Raw genomic sequence first — 14,331 nt, 5'->3', positions numbered from 1 at the left:
TTAAAAGATTTATGTTTAGGAAGTTGTGTATGTTGCTAATAATTAGTAAATTAGAGGCGTCCAATCATCTGATTTACCATTATCATATGCACAACTTATATGCAATATTCGCAAAATTTCTCGACATCTGCAAACAGATGGCAGGAAAGATGTTGGAAAAGCTCCTTCATTCGGTTATTGTGCCTCACAGGGTATTTACTATTACGGGTATAAACTTCACGCTGTCTGTGGATTAAGTGGAGTAACACATTCGTTGGACCTGACTAAGGCAAGTGTACATGATATTCATTATCTGAAAGATATCAAAGTAGAATTTAGCAATTGCACCGTCATTGGTGACAGAGGATATATCAGCGCAGAAGTGCAACTGGATCTTTTTGAAACGGAAAACATACGTTTGGAAGTGCCTTGTAGGATAAATCAGAAAGAATGGAAACCGACATTCCTTCCCTTTGCCAAAGCAAGAAAAAGGATAGAGACTTTATTCTCGCAACTGTGTGACCAGTTCATGATCATACGCGATTATGCAAAAGATACACAAGGGTTGTTCACCCGAATCATTGGGAAGATTAGCGCACTGACAATCCTGCAATATATTAACTACAAAAATAGGAAACCGATTGGCAGAGTCAAATATGCGCTAATTTAATTCCGCCAATGGGTTTAAATAAAGTAATTAAATAATCTTGTTTATCTCTTATTCTTCCGAATATGATTTGATATATCTTATGTTTTTTATCTAAAAAAGAAAGTATCAATAGGGGCTAATTAATTTAATATTAATCTTGCTGGAATAAATGTCAATCATTGTTTAGATACGCAAGTATTTAGAATAAAATTGTATCTTTGTATGCGAAAGTCGGAAGTAGTTGGGCTTTGTGTAAAGCGGGTATATTTTCACCTTTGCATGTAGTCGGTTGCTATCTTTGAAAATACATTTATCATGGCAGATACTATTGCACAGTTCGAACACGTTATCTCTATTTGCAGGGATTTATTCGTCAAGAAGCTGAAAGATTATGGCGCTTCATGGCGGATTATGCGTCCGCAGTCGGTCACCGACCAAATCTTTATTAAGGCAAAACGTATAAGAAGTATAGAGACGAAAGGCGAAAGCAAAATAGATGAGGGTATCCGTTCGGAACTAATCGGAATTGTTAACTATGGTATTATAGGATTAATTCAATTGCATCTCGGATATTCCGATTCGGAGGATATAACTGTTGAGAGGGCTTTGGATCTGTATGACAAATACATGACGGAAACAAAGGAGTTGATGTATGCCAAAAATCATGATTACGACGAGGCTTGGAGAAGTATGCGCATCAGTTCATATACCGATTTGATATTGACAAAGATTTGTCGGACTAAGCAAATAGAGAATAACAACGGTAAAACTCTTGTCTCGGAAGGAGTCGATGCCAACTATATGGATATGATTAACTATTCATTGTTTGGTCTTATAAAAATAGAATATGGCGAACAAGACGATTAAAGATAATAGGAAATCTTCTTTGATTCAATGGCTTGTTTTTCTATCTCGCTTGATCGTAGGCGGAACGTTTGTGTTTTCGGGGTTTGTGAAGGTTATCGATCCCTATGGCACGGTTTATAAGTTTCAGGATTATTTTTCGGCGTTTCATCTCGATTTCCTTTCTTCTTTTGCCATGCTTTTTTCGGTGGCTCTTTCTGTCATCGAGTTTGTGTTAGGAGTACATCTGCTGTTTGGATCTTATCGTAAGTCTACCCCTCGGCTGATCTTTATTTTTCTTTGTGTGATGACTCCTGTCACTCTTTATTTGGCAATAGCCAATCCTATATCCGATTGTGGTTGTTTCGGGGATGCGGTTCATCTAAGTAACTGGGCTACATTTTTCAAAAATGTATTGCTATTGATTATCGTATTGTTTTTAGTTTACCGGAATACCTCTTTGAGAGCTTTGTATAATCAGCAGGTGCAATGGCTCACCGGATTGTATTCGCTGTTGTTTGTCTTCTTTTTTGTTTATATTGGTACGTATTATCAGCCCTATCTCGATTTTCGGCCTTATAAAATAGGCGTAAATATACCGGAAGCATTGGCTGTCGAAGAGCCGGAGCGTGAATTTGTGTTCATTTATGAAAAGAACGGCGAGAGGAAGGAGTTTTTACTCGATAATCTGCCTTCGGAAGAAGAGGGGTGGGTATTTGTAGATAGGTATGAAAAGACAGTTTCGGGACAGGAATCCGTAACACCGATAATCGAGGATTTTACTATCTATCGTGGAGCGACCGATATAACCGAGGATATTATTTATGACGAGAACTATCGTATTCTATTGCTTTCGCCAGATCTTGAAACTGCCGATGATAGTGAGGTCGACCGAATTAACGAGCTTTATGATTATTGTGTCGAGCATGGATATGAGTTTGCTTGCGTTACGGCTTCTACCCCGCAGGGTGTAGAGGCTTGGCAAGAAAATACAGGGGCGGAATATCCGTTCTATTTTATGGATAAAACGGTTATCCGCACTATTGCGAGAGGAAATCCGTGTGTGCTGTTATTGAAGGGGGGGACGATATTACGAAAAACTTCTCCTTCACAATTGCCCGATGAGACATTGTTGGTTCAGCCGCTGGATAAGCTTACATACGGTCAGCCGGAAATTTATCGACCGGAAAGACGGATATGGTTTATCGTTTTGTTATATGCCATGCCGATGCTCTTTTTGTTGTTGACCGAGAAAACCGTGGCGATGATAATCGGACGCGTACGGCAGTGGCGGGATGCCCATCGTCGAAAGAAAAAAGAGAATGAAAATGATATGATAGAAAAAAATAATGTATAGTTTTAACCAATAAAAATTTATTTGTTATGAGAAAAAACATTGTTGCAGGAAACTGGAAAATGAATACTACTCTTCAAGAAGGAGTAGCATTGGCTAAGGAAATAGATGCCGCTTTGGCAGGGGTATCTACTAAGTGCGATGTTATCATCGCTACTCCGTTTACTCATTTAGTGTCGGTGGTCAATGCCGTAGATACCAAACGTATCGGGGTAGGTGCTGAAAATTGTGCCGATAAAACGGAAGGCGCTTATACAGGAGAGGTTTCTGCCAAGATGGTGGCATCGACGGGTGCTCAATATGTTATTCTCGGTCACTCCGAACGTCGTGCATATTATCACGAAACTCCCGAAATCTTAAAAGAAAAAGTTCTTTTGGCTTTGGCTAATGGACTGACTCCTATTTTTTGTATCGGGGAAGTTTTGGAAGAACGTGAAGCCGGAAAACATTTCGATGTCGTGAAAGCTCAGGTGGAAGAATCTTTATTCAACCTTTCTGCTGAGGATTTCGGAAAAATCATTTTGGCTTATGAGCCGGTTTGGGCGATCGGTACAGGAAAGACTGCAACTGCCGACCAAGCTCAAGAAATACATGCTTTTATCCGTAAGACCATTGCCGACAAGTATGGAAAAGAAGTGGCAGAGAATACTTCGATCCTTTATGGTGGAAGCTGTAAGCCGAGCAATGCAGCCGAGTTGTTCGCTAAACCCGATGTAGATGGTGGTCTTATCGGTGGTGCTGCTTTGAAAGCCGATTCATTTATGGGCATTATTACTGCATTCTGATAAAATAGACTTTATAAAGGCTGCAAAAGTAAGAATAAATACTTATTTTTGCAGCCTTACTATTTTGAATGAAAACGTTGGTTATGCGCAAGTCTCTTTTTTTTATTTTGCTGTTGTCCATGATTGGTTTAACGAATGGGGCGCAAGCTCAAATTGCCGTTATGGATACCTCGATCGTTCAATATCTCGAACGACCCGAGACGGGTGGTAAAGTCAAGGTCGTACAACCGGCTCAGTTGGCTAAGCGGGTAAGTCGGGCAGAAGGGGTGATAAAGTACGACGGAAATAAAGGTTATGCCCAGTCCTCGGGATTTCGTATACAAGTATTTTCCGATAATGACTATCGTACGGCTAAAAATAATGCCTTATATAAAGAGGGACTTATTCAACAGGCCTTTCCCGAATTGGAAACATACGTGACTTTTACGTCTCCGTTTTGGCGATTGAGAGTGGGCGATTTTCGTTCTTATGAGGAAGCCGGAAATGCGTTGATACAATTAAAGAAAGAGTTTCCCCAAATGGCACGGGAGATGCGTGTCGTTCGGGACAAAATACATATACAGATACATCAGGGATTTACAGAATAACTTTGAGCGATGGAGGAAGAACAGTCTGTTTGGGCCTCGGAGGAGCAACGCCGCATTTGTAAAGAATTGGCCGAGCACTATCGAGCTATTATTTCTTTGTTGGGCGATGATCCTGACCGTGAGGGATTACGCAAGACTCCCGAACGTACGGCGAAAGCGATGATGCAATTAACGAGAGGATACCGTCAATCGGCGCAGGAAATTATATCATCGGCAGTATTTGAGCATACGGGATCTCGCATTGTAGTAGTACGCGACATTGAGTTTTATTCTTTTTGTGAACATCATTTACTTCCCTTTTTCGGGAAAGTCCATGTCGGGTATATCCCGTCTGGCGGTATTGTCGGTTTGAGTAAAGTGGCTCGTTTGGTCGAAGTGTTTGCCCGGCGTTTTCAGGTGCAGGAGCGTCTTACGGCACAGATTTGTCAAAGCCTTACCGATACGCTTTCTACCGAGGGTGTGATGGTCGTCGTGGAAGCTCGCCACCTTTGTATGCAAATGCGAGGAGTCGAGAAGCAAGGAGCCGTTACGGTTACATACGATAGTAGTGGTAAGTTCGAGCAAGAAGAGTGGAGACGAGAATTTTATTCGCTTATCGGGAAAAATTCTATCGGGTAATAACTTTCTATGATTCAAAAGCTAATTGTTTTGTAGGAGCTTGTCCGATGAAAAAAAATAGTAAACCATTTGCATAAACCGAAAAGTAAAACTATCTTTGCACTCGCAATTGCGAAAATAGCTCAGTTGGTAGAGCACAACCTTGCCAAGGTTGGGGTCGCGGGTTCGAGTCCCGTTTTTCGCTCTCGATTTGGATAGCGTTCCAGAAGAATAAATTGAAATTTTGAAAGGCGAAAATAGCTCAGTTGGTAGAGCACAACCTTGCCAAGGTTGGGGTCGCGGGTTCGAGTCCCGTTTTTCGCTCCATCGGTATCTTTCGGTGGTATATGCCCAGGTGGCGGAATTGGTAGACGCGCACGTTTCAGGTGCGTGTGTCGAGAGGCATGCAGGTTCGAGTCCTGTTCTGGGCACCTTCTAATAGATACTGTAATACTGTCCGGGTGGTGGAATTGGTAGACACGCTACTTTGAGGGGGTAGTGGGCGTTGGCTCGTGTGAGTTCGAATCTCATCTCGGACACTTAAAAGGGGATAAATATTATTTATCCCCTTTTCTTTTTTGTTGTCTACTTATTCATATTTACTTTCACTTCTTTTGTTTTGTTTGGTCGAAAATTTTTGAATGAAAGGTGGATTTTGACTTAGCGACATGATTATTCTCCGAAAAATTTGTAGATTTACATTTATGTAAGAAAACTCTTTATGGTATGGTTATACGTAGGCAGCCTGTAATTTCTTGGCTTTTGGAAAAGAATTATTTTTTTGATCCAACTAAAATCTCAATTCTTAGGGTTGAAAATATAATACATCAGGAGTATCTTTTAAATGGTATGAGGCATCTTGCGCAAGTTCGTGAGATGAATCCTGATTGGGGACTTCCTGAGTTATTGATGCCTTCGTTTAAAAAAGTGATGGGGAAAAGTGAGAAATCTTTTTCAACGATAGAACCCCAACTTTTTCAAGAGTTTTACCGAGAGAAGGTGTGCGGTATTTTAATAGATGGGGAGATTACGATAGTTTATGGTTTTGGCGAAAATCAAGCGTATGTTTGGCTTTTTAGGGTGAAAAATGATGTTAGTTATCTATGTAATTATTTTTATTTTGGCCCTAAAGAAGCAGATTATAGAAATATCGGTTGTAGTCAAACGATATTGGGTGACCCTATTTTCCGAGGTGGGTCTTGGGAGGAAAGAAGCCGGGTGTATGTTGCTGTGTCTAGTTTACTTGTGACATATCTTGCTGTCAAAAAGTATGCTAAGGTAGAAACAATAGTTGTTCCTGTAAATGCTGTACGGGTTGTTGAAGATACCATTCAAGGATATAAGGGCAGAGAAAAAATTCGAAACAATAGTGGGCAGGAAGTCATTGTCATGGATTCTCGCTGGTTTGTTAAAATTGTCAACGATAATGATATTTTTGTGCGAGGGTTTTTTCGCCTTCAAAACAAGAAAAATGAGCTAGGGGATTGGTATAAAGAGTTGATCTTTGTGGATTCTTATGTGAGACATGGTTATCATAGAAATGCTAAGATTGAGGATAATTTGAGTGATAAATAAAATCTTTTCGAGGTTTAGTGTCGTGAGGAGAGGATTGTTTATTATTTGTAGTATATATGAATAAGCTAAGTTTTTGTATAGGGGCTTGAAAAATAATCTGTTATATTGGGTATCAAATAGTAAAATATTATGTTTGAGTTGATATTCAGACTGATAGTATAGGCTTGTTTCACGGTTTTTAGTTTTCCGTTATGGGGCAAACGGTTATTTCTTCTCAATCGTTGTTAGATGGATAACTGTTTTATTTTTTATCGAGCCGATGATTCATTCCGTTATTTTGTAGTTTCAGAGAGTGATGTGGTTGTAGCTGCTGTTGCGGTTGAGTCATTGGAGAAGGTTGCTACTTTCTCGTCGGCTTTCTTTTCGAACAAATAGATATTTTCCCCTTGCCATCTACCTGAGTTGCGGTGCGAATTTTCTGGTATTTGCCGCAAAAGTCTTGCCGCAGCTTGGGAATCGAGAGTTTGGCGTGTGTGTGAATTGTTCTCGTCGGCTTAATTTGTCTACGGTTTGTTGGGCTTCCCGGAATAAAGAAGATTCGAAAGAGATAGCAGTGACGCCCGGAGCAAAAAGCACATGCAAAAAAGAACCGTTGTGCAGAGCGTAGTGGTTGACAGTAATCGAACCTTTGGTTTCGCAAACGGGGCGGTAATTATTCGATATTAGCCGGGGTAGTATCTTTTTTAGATTTTTTTGTTTCTGTCGGGGCATGCAGTACCAGATCGCAGCCTCCCCTGTTTCCGAAAAAGAGATGGTTATAGCGCTGGTTTCGGGTAATCGGGCCGAAGAAAGTATTTCTTGCCATAACGATAGGATAGGGGATACTCGTCGTAAAATGGGTAAACGAGATGTAAAGGAGTCGATTTGCGATACTTGCTCTATTTCAAGAATTATTTTACTTTCTTCTGCGGGAATATAATCATATATACCGGCCGTTTTATATGCTTTTTCGAGTAGGTAATTTTGCCGGAGGATATAGCCTCCTATCAGAATTAGGCATAAGGCTATACAAATAATACTTATATTCTTTTGATTCATCTTATATTCTACAAATATAACGAATAAGTGAGCGTAAAGCCAAATATAAAAATAATATTCGAGAAATGAATAAGTTTCGAGGAAAAACCGGGAGGGGGCAATCTCGTCGTTATTGTCTGTTGATAACTTCTTTATTTATTCTGTCGAATTAGTCGGTAGAGAAAAAAATTTTCATTACATTTGTTCGTTAAAGATATAAGAACAAAGTACCGAGTAGGTTGCTTTGTTCGGGCTTGATAGTCAGTGAAAGAGCTATCGAGAGAATGTAGTGAAACAAATAAATAAAAAGATATATTTATGAAATTTATCGTATCCAGTACGTTGTTGCTATCGCATTTGCAAACTATTAGCCGAGTAATTAACTCGAAAAACTCGATGGCTATTCTCGACAACTTTTTATTTCGTCTCGAAGGAACTCGATTGTCTATGACGGCATCGGATCAGGAGACGACTATGACTACGGCTATCGATGTAATGGAAGCCGAGGGAGAGGGTGTTTTTGCTGTCAATGCGAAAATATTGCTCGAACCGTTGAAAGAGTTGCCCGATCAACCATTGACGTTTGAGATCGACGACAATAATTTGGAAATATTCCTCTACTTCCAGAACGGACGCTATAACTTTATCGGGGTGAATGGTGACGAGTATCCTACCAAAATGCCGATGGATTCTTCTGCGGTATCGTTTTCTGTCGAAGCTCAACAATTACTTAACGGTATAGGTTGCACGTTGTTCGCTACTGCCGAGGACGAACTTCGGCCGATTATGAATGGTATATTCATGGATATTTTTGAAGATAGCGTTTCTTTCGTCGCTTCCGATACACACAAACTGGTTCGGTTCAAAAATCAGGGCATTGCCCCCGGTGTACGGGCATCGTTTATACTACCGAAAAAACCGGCCAATTTGTTGAAGGCTATACTCCCGAAAGAGAGTGGAAAGGTAGAGTTGGCTTTTGATTCGAAAAATGCATGTTTCAAACTTTCGGATTTTGTTTTGAATTGCCGGCTTATCGAGGGTAATTATCCCAATTACAACTCGGTTATTCCGACGAATAATCCCAATCGTTTAATTATCGACCGCGCTTTGTTTGTCAACGTCTTGCGTCGTGTATCCGTATTTGCCGATGCTGCTTTGGGATTGGCTAAATTACAACTGAAAAACGGGGAGTTGGTCGTATCTACCGAGAATAAGGACTACTCGATTTCGGCAGAGGAAAAAGTGGCATGCAATTATACCGGCGACGATTTGACTATTGGATTTAAAGCTTCGTTTTTGATAGAAATCTTGAATAATATATCGGCAACCGAGGTACTCGTAGAACTTTCGGATCCGACTCGCGCCGGGGTGATCCTGCCGCTGGAAAATAAAGAAAATGAAGATTTGTTGATGCTGTTAATGCCGATGATGCTCAGCGATTTTTAATAAATTCTAAGCGATTGAATAACAGAAAATGAATTTGAACTTAAAGAATCCGCTTGTCTTTTTCGACTTGGAAACGACCGGAACGAATATAACGACCGACCGAATTATAGAGTTGGCTTATGTAAAGGTGTTTCCGAACGGAAAAACAGAAGAAAAAGATATTTATATCAATCCGGGAATGCCCATTCCTCCGGCTTCGACGGCCGTTCACCATATTACGGACGAAATGGTGGCCGATAAGCCGTTGTTCAAAGATGTGGCGCGGAATATTGCGAAGGTGTTCGAGGGAGCCGATATTGCCGGATTTAACTCCAATCGTTTTGATGTTCCTCTACTTATAGAAGAGTTGTTGAGAGCCGGGGTCAATCTCGATATATCGAAAAGGAAGTTTGTCGATGTACAAACTATCTATCATATCATGGAGCCTCGCACGTTAAAAGCCGCTTACAAATTCTATTGTGGAGCGCCGTTGGTCGATGCCCATTCGGCTTTGGCCGATACGCGGGCGACTTATGAGGTGTTTAAGGCTCAGCTCGACCGTTATACGGAGGAGATGAAAGAAGAGTATGAAGGAAAGTATCTCACGAACGATATAGACTCGTGGGTATCGTTTTCGACTCAAAATAGAAATGTAGATTTCGCAGGGCGTATTATTCTTAATGAGTACGATGTGGCTGTATTTAATTTTGGGAAATACAAAGGGCGTTCCGTCGAGGAAGTTTTCCAATTAGAACCGAGTTATTACAGTTGGATGATGCAGGGCGATTTCCCGTTGAATACGAAAAACGTCATAACTGAAATATATACTCGCGCACGCCGGCGTTTCTAAATTGCGTAAAAAATAGAGCTTCAACGATGTTGAAAGGAAAACATATCATATTGGGTATTACGGGTAGTATAGCCGCGTATAAAGCAGCCTATTTACTGCGTCTGCTGATAAAGCGGGGAGCCGAAGTACAAGTGGTAATGACTCCCTCGGGGAAAGAATTCATTACGCCGGTTACCTTGTCTTCGCTGAGCGGCAAGCCTGTGGTTAGTGAGTTTTTTACGGCCAATACCGGCGAATGGCATAGCCACGTCGATTTGGGGCTTTGGGCAGATGCTTTGCTCATTGCACCGGCCACGGCTGCGACAATCGGTAAGATGGCCAACGGGATAGCCGATAATATGCTTGTTACGACTTATCTGTCTTGTAAAGCTCCCGTTTTTGTGGCTCCGGCTATGGATTTGGATATGTATGCCCATGCTTCGACACAACGTAATTTGGATATGTTGAGGTCATATGGAAATCATATCATAGAACCGGCTACCGGTGAGTTAGCCAGTCATCTTACCGGCAAAGGACGTATGGAAGAACCCGAGAAGATAGTCGAAATACTCGATCGTTTTTTTGAAACTTCTAAGCCGCTTTCCGGGAAAAAAGTCTTGATTACAGCGGGACCTACTTACGAGAAAATCGATCCGGTGCGTTTTATCGGTAACTACTCGTCCGGGAAAATGGGATTTGCCCTTGCCGAAGCCTGTGCCGAGGCAGGAGCCGAAGTTATGTTGGTCGCTGGCCCGGTGAGTCTGAAAACGAATCATTCATCGATCGACCGTATCGATGTCGAGTCTGCCGAAGAAATGTATCGGGCTGTGCTATCCGAGTACGACCGGTCGGATATAGCGATCATGTGTGCGGCCGTCGCCGATTATGCTCCTGAAACGGTAAGCGATGTGAAATTGAAACGAACAGGGGAAGACCGGATTCTTCGGCTTCGACCGAATCCCGATATAGCGGCAGAGTTGGGACGAAGAAAAAGACCCGGACAGTGTTTGGTGGGTTTTGCTCTCGAAACCAATGACGAGGAAATGAATGCCCGTTTGAAGATGGAGAAAAAGAATCTCGATTTTATCGTTTTGAATTCGTTGCGGGATGCGGGTGCGGGATTCCAATGTGATACGAATAAAGTAACTGTTATCGGCAAGCAGGGAGAACCGGTGGAGATTCCGTGTAAGCCCAAGATCGAGGTCGCTGCTGATATTGTGGATATTATCGGCCGTTATGTGTCGGAGGATCGTTGAATCGTTAAACGGTAGAAACTTTTCCATTTGAGTGTCTTGAATAAGAGAGATGATATGAAAAGAAATGTCTTGTATTTTTTACTTCTCCTCCTTCCTTTCCTGTCAGCTGCACAGGAGTTGAATTGTCGTGTAGAGGTGAATAGTGACCAGATACAGGGCACGAATAAAGAGGTGTTTACGACTTTAAAGGAAGCTATAACCGAGTATATTAACGATAGAAAATGGTCTACGGCTCAAATTTCGCCGGTCGAACGGATAGATTGCTCCATGCTTTTTACCGTTAAGGAATATACCGATAATCGGTTTGTCTGCGAGTTGCAAGTGCAATCGCGGCGTCCGGTATATAACAGTTCCTATACGACGACACTCATCAATTTCAAAGATACCAAAGTAGAGTTCAATTATCAGCAATACGAACCGCTTGTATTTTCCGAGACAAGTATAGAGAGTAATCTCACGGCTGTTATCAATTTTTATGTTTACATGATTCTCGGAGTCGATTTCGACAGTTTCTCGCCTATGGGGGGAACTCCATTCTACGAATTGGCGCATCAAGTGGTGAATCTTGGACAATCTTCTATGGAAGCCGGGTGGAAGGCTTTTGAAGATACCCGTAATCGCCATGCTTTATTATCGGCGTTTATCGAGCAGGGCACTGCCGGATTTCGACAGTTATGGTATGACTATCATCGAGGCGGTTTGGACGAAATGGCTTTGAGTGTAGATAAAGGACGGGCAAAAATAACCGATGCTATACAGCAATTACAGAAAGTATACGAAGCTGCACCGATGTCGGTACTCATTCCTTTATTTAAAGATGCGAAACTCGATGAATTGGTAAATGTGTATTCAAAAGCTCCGGTTTCGGAAAAAGAATCGGTATATGAAACGTTGAGTGGTATCTATCCTACTGAGAATACGATACTCGAGAAAATACGTCAGACAGAAAGATAAAGTGTAGTTACTATGATCAAGAAATTGAGTATTCGCAATTATACGCTTATCGATGAACTCAATATTGAATTTAACTCGGGTTTTTCGGTGATAACAGGTGAAACGGGGGCCGGTAAATCTATCATATTAGGTGCATTGTCGTTGATATTGGGGCAGCGTGCTGATTTGAAATCATTGAAACGTACCGATGAAAAGTCGGTAATAGAAGGTCTTTTCGATATATCGTCGTATCATCTGCAATCTTTTTTTGAAGAGAACGAACTGGACTATGATGCTAAGGAGTGTATTTTGAGAAGAGAGATTCTTCCGTCGGGCAAGTCGAGGGCTTTTATCAATGATACGCCGGTTTCTGTGACTCAGTTGAAATCATTAGGAGAACAGCTTATCGATATACATTCTCAGCATCAGAATCTTTTGTTGGCCGATTCTCATTTTCAGTTACGTGTCGTCGATACGATGGCCGGAAATTTTAGTTTATTGTCCGATTATCAACGGGAGTATCGTTCGTGGCATGAATTATTGAGAGAATATGCTCGATTACAAGATGAAAATCGATTGGGTAGGGAAGAAGAAGATTACTTGCGGTATCAGTTGTCCCAGTTAGAGGCGGCACAATTGAAAGAAGGAGAGCAAGAAGAATTGGAGGTAGAGCAGCAAACGTTGCAACATGCCGAGGAAATAAAGGGCGAGTTGGCGGTTATTCAGGGATATTTGCATGAAGAAGAGACTGGTGTTGTTCCTCTCCTGAATGCAGCATTGTCCAAAATGAAATCTCTCTCCCGGTTATACCCCGAAATCGATGAGTTGGTGGGACGGATTGAATCGGATTATATCGATTTGAAAGATATTGCTTCGTCGGTCGATCATTCCCAAGATAGCCTGAGTGTAGATCCCGACCGATTGTCTTGGGTTGAAAATCGTCTGGATATTTACTACTCTTTGCAGCAGAAGCATAGGGTGAGTACGGCCGTTGAATTGTTGGCTCTGAGAGATTCTTTTGCCGATAAGTTGACCCGTATTGAAAATTTCGATGAGGAACTGTCGGAGCTAAGGAGAAAAATCGAGGTGCGGGAGCGAAGGGTGAGTGAGCTTGTTGGCAAACTTTCGGCAGAACGGAGAAAAGCTGCCGATCAAATATCCCGAACGTTAACTGAAAGGGTGAAACCTTTGGGGATGCCGAATCTGCGGTTCGAAATAGAAATTTCTCCTCGTCAGCAATATGACGAAAATGGAGGTGATATTATTCGTTTTTTGTTTTCTGCCAATAAAAATCAACCGTTACAATCGGTATCCGAGGTCGCTTCTGGTGGAGAAATATCGAGATTGATGCTTTCGTTAAAAGCTCTCATTGCTCATGCTATGGCATTACCCTCGATTGTTTTTGATGAGGTCGATACGGGTGTGTCGGGAGAGATTGCCGATAAGATGGCCGGAATTATGAGAGAGATGGCCGAGTGCATGCAGGTGATCAGTATCACTCATCTGCCGCAGGTCGCTTCTCTGGGACAAACGCATTATCGGGTTTATAAAAGTGATACGGAAACATCGACAGCCACTCATTTGATTAAGTTATCGGAAAAAGAGAGGATCGAGGAAATCGCTCGTATGCTGAGTGGTTCCTCTTTGACAGCTGCGGCTTTGGATAATGCTTGTGAATTATTGAAACGTAATGACTTGAAAGATGGAAAAAAATGAAATGATTTTTGGCATCCGAGCTGTAATAGAAGCAGTGGAAGCCGGAAAGGAAATAGATAAGATTCTGATAAAGAAAGACCTTCAAGGCGATTTGGCGAAAGAACTTTTCGATTTGATAAAAGGTCGTGGATTTTTCGTTCAGCGTGTACCGGTCGAACGATTGAACCGGATTACCCGCAAAAATCATCAAGGAGTGATCGCTTTTATCTCGGCGGTGTCGTATCAGCGGTTGGGAGATATAATCCCTTCTTTGTTCGAGGAGGGGAAGGTTCCATTCATTGTTCTTCTCGATGGAATTACCGATGTACGTAATTTTGGAGCGATTGCTCGAACGTGTGAATGTACAGGCGTAGATGCCATTGTGTTACCCGAACGGGGAAGTGTCAGTGTGAATGCCGATGCGGTAAAAACTTCGGCGGGAGCTTTGTTGCATATCCCTGTTTGTCGGGAGCGCTCGATACATAGTGCTATTCGTTATTTGAAAGATAGCGGGATTAAAGTGGTCGCCGCTTCTGAGAAGGCTGTTATGAATTACACACGGGTGGATTATACGGTCCCCGTAGCAGTGGTTATGGGCGCTGAGGATACAGGGGTCGATGCCGATAATTTACGTTTGTGCGACGAGATGGTTGCTATCCCTCAGGTTGGGAACATCGGTTCGCTCAATGTTTCTGTGGCAGCAGGCGTCATGATGTATGAAGTGGTTAGACAAAGATTTAGCGGCGATTCAGTTTTTTGATTTATAGAGAAGAAGGAATAAAGTTTTACAAATAATAAACTTCATTC

13 protein-coding genes, 4 tRNA genes and 1 pseudogene are annotated in these 14,331 nt (G+C 41.8%); 17 read left to right on the top strand and 1 reads right to left on the bottom strand.

Going from position 1 to position 14,331, the window contains the following annotated elements; translation table 11 throughout:
• Nucleotides 1-11: 11 nt before the first annotated feature.
• From NBH06_RS00370 to NBH06_RS00320, 11 genes and pseudogenes are all read left to right on the top strand, one after another.
• Nucleotides 12-649, top strand: a pseudogene (locus tag NBH06_RS00370) (IS982 family transposase).
• Between the two features lie 294 nt (nucleotides 650-943).
• A complete protein-coding gene (locus NBH06_RS00365) occupies nucleotides 944-1,495 on the top strand; it encodes a DUF1599 domain-containing protein (RefSeq protein WP_155012326.1) in 552 nt (183 codons plus the stop codon).
• The gene (locus NBH06_RS00360; RefSeq protein ID WP_008860707.1) at nucleotides 1,476-2,828 is read left to right on the top strand and encodes a BT_3928 family protein; all 1,353 of its coding nucleotides are present in this window, start codon (nucleotides 1,476-1,478) and stop codon (nucleotides 2,826-2,828) included. Before NBH06_RS00365 ends, NBH06_RS00360 begins: the two co-directional genes overlap by 20 nt.
• A gap of 26 nt (nucleotides 2,829-2,854) precedes the next feature.
• The gene (tpiA, locus tag NBH06_RS00355; RefSeq protein ID WP_008860706.1) at nucleotides 2,855-3,610 is read left to right on the top strand and encodes a triose-phosphate isomerase; all 756 of its coding nucleotides are present in this window, start codon (nucleotides 2,855-2,857) and stop codon (nucleotides 3,608-3,610) included.
• 83 nt (nucleotides 3,611-3,693) lie between these two features.
• Nucleotides 3,694-4,197: an SPOR domain-containing protein gene (locus tag NBH06_RS00350; RefSeq protein ID WP_008860705.1), complete on the top strand. Its 504-nt coding sequence runs from the start codon at nucleotides 3,694-3,696 to the stop codon at nucleotides 4,195-4,197.
• A 9-nt stretch (nucleotides 4,198-4,206) separates the two neighbouring features.
• The gene (gene folE, locus NBH06_RS00345) at nucleotides 4,207-4,815 is read left to right on the top strand and encodes a GTP cyclohydrolase I FolE (RefSeq protein ID WP_008860704.1); all 609 of its coding nucleotides are present in this window, start codon (nucleotides 4,207-4,209) and stop codon (nucleotides 4,813-4,815) included.
• A gap of 111 nt (nucleotides 4,816-4,926) precedes the next feature.
• Nucleotides 4,927-4,999: transfer RNA gene (locus NBH06_RS00340), tRNA-Gly, on the top strand.
• 46 nt (nucleotides 5,000-5,045) lie between these two features.
• Nucleotides 5,046-5,121 (top strand) — tRNA-Gly (locus NBH06_RS00335).
• 22 nt (nucleotides 5,122-5,143) lie between these two features.
• Nucleotides 5,144-5,225, top strand: a tRNA-Leu gene (locus NBH06_RS00330).
• Between the two features lie 24 nt (nucleotides 5,226-5,249).
• Nucleotides 5,250-5,333: transfer RNA gene (locus tag NBH06_RS00325), tRNA-Leu, on the top strand.
• A 187-nt stretch (nucleotides 5,334-5,520) separates the two neighbouring features.
• On the top strand, nucleotides 5,521-6,369 hold the full coding sequence (locus tag NBH06_RS00320) for a hypothetical protein (RefSeq protein WP_250792181.1): 849 nt from the start codon (nucleotides 5,521-5,523) through the stop codon (nucleotides 6,367-6,369).
• A 393-nt stretch (nucleotides 6,370-6,762) separates the two neighbouring features.
• Here NBH06_RS00320 and NBH06_RS00315 read toward each other — a convergent pair whose 3' ends face one another.
• Nucleotides 6,763-7,407, bottom strand: coding sequence for a hypothetical protein (locus NBH06_RS00315; RefSeq protein ID WP_250792180.1), 645 nt, complete (start codon nucleotides 7,405-7,407; stop codon nucleotides 6,763-6,765).
• A gap of 297 nt (nucleotides 7,408-7,704) precedes the next feature.
• Here NBH06_RS00315 and dnaN point away from each other — a divergent pair, with 297 nt between their 5' ends.
• The 6 genes from dnaN to rlmB are packed head-to-tail and all read left to right on the top strand — an operon-like array spanning nucleotide 7,705 to nucleotide 14,284.
• Nucleotides 7,705-8,832, top strand: a complete 1,128-nt coding sequence (gene dnaN, locus NBH06_RS00310) for a DNA polymerase III subunit beta (protein ID WP_195342571.1) — start codon at nucleotides 7,705-7,707, stop codon at nucleotides 8,830-8,832.
• A 28-nt stretch (nucleotides 8,833-8,860) separates the two neighbouring features.
• Complete coding sequence (locus tag NBH06_RS00305; protein ID WP_008860701.1) at nucleotides 8,861-9,661, top strand: 3'-5' exonuclease; 801 nt, start codon at nucleotides 8,861-8,863, stop codon at nucleotides 9,659-9,661.
• A 26-nt stretch (nucleotides 9,662-9,687) separates the two neighbouring features.
• Nucleotides 9,688-10,896 (top strand): bifunctional phosphopantothenoylcysteine decarboxylase/phosphopantothenate--cysteine ligase CoaBC, encoded by a 1,209-nt coding sequence (coaBC, locus tag NBH06_RS00300; protein ID WP_250792179.1) that lies wholly within the window; start codon nucleotides 9,688-9,690, stop codon nucleotides 10,894-10,896.
• Between the two features lie 54 nt (nucleotides 10,897-10,950).
• Nucleotides 10,951-11,850: a type IX secretion system protein PorD gene (gene porD / locus NBH06_RS00295; RefSeq protein ID WP_046416560.1), complete on the top strand. Its 900-nt coding sequence runs from the start codon at nucleotides 10,951-10,953 to the stop codon at nucleotides 11,848-11,850.
• Between the two features lie 12 nt (nucleotides 11,851-11,862).
• Nucleotides 11,863-13,545, top strand: coding sequence for a DNA repair protein RecN (recN, locus tag NBH06_RS00290; RefSeq protein WP_250792176.1), 1,683 nt, complete (start codon nucleotides 11,863-11,865; stop codon nucleotides 13,543-13,545).
• Nucleotides 13,532-14,284: a 23S rRNA (guanosine(2251)-2'-O)-methyltransferase RlmB gene (gene rlmB / locus NBH06_RS00285; RefSeq protein WP_250792173.1), complete on the top strand. Its 753-nt coding sequence runs from the start codon at nucleotides 13,532-13,534 to the stop codon at nucleotides 14,282-14,284. The genes recN and rlmB overlap by 14 nt, the downstream gene beginning before the upstream one ends.
• Nucleotides 14,285-14,331: the final 47 nt, after the last annotated feature.

The organism is Barnesiella sp. B2-R-119 (assembly GCF_023656675.1).
GTDB lineage: Bacteria > Bacteroidota > Bacteroidia > Bacteroidales > Barnesiellaceae > Barnesiella > Barnesiella intestinihominis.
The sequence above is the reverse complement of the archived record's forward strand: the minus strand, read 5'-3'. Positions and strand labels throughout refer to the sequence as shown.

What these genes read in the sequence shown, in the direction of transcription:
- NBH06_RS00365 (WP_155012326.1), top strand. Translation starts at nt 944, where the DNA reads ATGGCAGATACTATTGCACAGTTCGAACACGTTATCTCTATTTGCAGG.
- NBH06_RS00360 (WP_008860707.1), top strand. Translation starts at nt 1,476, where the DNA reads ATGGCGAACAAGACGATTAAAGATAATAGGAAATCTTCTTTGATTCAA.
- tpiA (WP_008860706.1), top strand. Translation starts at nt 2,855, where the DNA reads ATGAGAAAAAACATTGTTGCAGGAAACTGGAAAATGAATACTACTCTT.
- NBH06_RS00350 (WP_008860705.1), top strand. Translation starts at nt 3,694, where the DNA reads ATGCGCAAGTCTCTTTTTTTTATTTTGCTGTTGTCCATGATTGGTTTA.
- folE (WP_008860704.1), top strand. Translation starts at nt 4,207, where the DNA reads ATGGAGGAAGAACAGTCTGTTTGGGCCTCGGAGGAGCAACGCCGCATT.
- NBH06_RS00320 (WP_250792181.1), top strand. Translation starts at nt 5,521, where the DNA reads ATGGTTATACGTAGGCAGCCTGTAATTTCTTGGCTTTTGGAAAAGAAT.
- NBH06_RS00315 (WP_250792180.1), bottom strand. Translation starts at nt 7,407, where the DNA reads ATGAATCAAAAGAATATAAGTATTATTTGTATAGCCTTATGCCTAATT.
- dnaN (WP_195342571.1), top strand. Translation starts at nt 7,705, where the DNA reads ATGAAATTTATCGTATCCAGTACGTTGTTGCTATCGCATTTGCAAACT.
- NBH06_RS00305 (WP_008860701.1), top strand. Translation starts at nt 8,861, where the DNA reads ATGAATTTGAACTTAAAGAATCCGCTTGTCTTTTTCGACTTGGAAACG.
- coaBC (WP_250792179.1), top strand. Translation starts at nt 9,688, where the DNA reads ATGTTGAAAGGAAAACATATCATATTGGGTATTACGGGTAGTATAGCC.
- porD (WP_046416560.1), top strand. Translation starts at nt 10,951, where the DNA reads ATGAAAAGAAATGTCTTGTATTTTTTACTTCTCCTCCTTCCTTTCCTG.
- recN (WP_250792176.1), top strand. Translation starts at nt 11,863, where the DNA reads ATGATCAAGAAATTGAGTATTCGCAATTATACGCTTATCGATGAACTC.
- rlmB (WP_250792173.1), top strand. Translation starts at nt 13,532, where the DNA reads ATGGAAAAAAATGAAATGATTTTTGGCATCCGAGCTGTAATAGAAGCA.